1 protein-coding gene is annotated in these 1,045 nt (G+C 73.6%); it reads right to left on the reverse strand.

Annotated elements, in window-relative coordinates; all coding sequences use genetic code 11:
- A partial coding sequence (locus tag AOK15_RS37045) for a metallopeptidase domain-containing protein (RefSeq protein ID WP_478078822.1) occupies positions 1-827 on the reverse strand: 827 nt, incomplete at its 3' end.
- Between the last annotated feature and the right edge of the window lie 218 nt (positions 828-1,045).

Here is a 1,045-nt window from a genome sequence, read left to right on the forward strand (position 1 = left end):
ATGATGTCCCAGTGCCCGACCGCGCCCCCGCCCTCGTGGGTGTAGAGGTCGGGCAGGCCGAAGACGTGGCCGTTCTCGTGGGGGAGCACGCGGTAGCCGGTCTCGTGGTACGTGCCGGAGCCGTCGTCCTGGCGGCTGTACACGAACGACGCGTTGGCGACGGGGATACCGTCCGCGACCGGCGCCTCCCTGTTCCCGGCGAACGTCACGGACAGGACCGTGTCGAGGGCGGACGGCCCCGCGTTCGGGGTGACGAGCACGTTGACCAGGTCGTACTTGCGGAAGTCGACGACGGGGTCGGCGACCCGCACCATGTCCTGGACCAGCCGCCGGTAGCCGGGCTCGAAGGGGACGCCGCGCTCTATCCCGTACGAGCGGAACGTCTCCGGCATCCGCAGCCACTCGGTGACCGGGGTCTCGGGCCGGTAGTCGATACGGCCGTAGCTGCTCGTCCGGAACCACTTCTGGGTCTGCGGGGCGAACTCGGCGAAGCGGTCCATCGCGCTGCCCTCGCCGGGCGCGTCGGAGAAGTCGATCATCAGGTTGAGGGCGCGGACCGTGCCGGTGGAGCGGGAGTATCCGGGCGGGGTGGGGACGCCCTCGGACATCTGGACGCCGAGCCTGCCGCGGATCATGCACGGGTCGAGCCCCGAGCCGGGGGCCACGGCGACCGCTCCCGCGGCCGTGCTCGTCTCCTTCGCCACGAGGCGCCCCGTGCCGGCGGACGTGCTGACCGCCAGCGTGAGGGCGGTGACGGAGGCGATCGCGACGGACCGGCGGGGGCGTATACCGGCCCGGCGGGGGCGTATCCCGCCCATGCCGCCCATCCCGCCCATGCCGCTCGTCGCATGGGTGCCGTCCGTGCGGCGTGCCCGCCACGCGCGCCGGGGCCGCGGCCGGCCGAACGCGGTCGGCCTGCGCTCGGGTATCCCGCTTCGGCGGAACGGCTGCTGCATGCACGCGCCCTTCGCTCCACGGCAGCCGCCCGGGCCACGGCCGCACCCTTTCGATCACCCTGTGGCGGGGGCGGCTGCCGTGGAGCGAA

The sequence above is a fragment of the Streptomyces ossamyceticus genome (assembly GCF_001418475.1).
GTDB classification, from domain to species: Bacteria; Actinomycetota; Actinomycetes; order Streptomycetales; family Streptomycetaceae; genus Streptomyces; species Streptomyces ossamyceticus.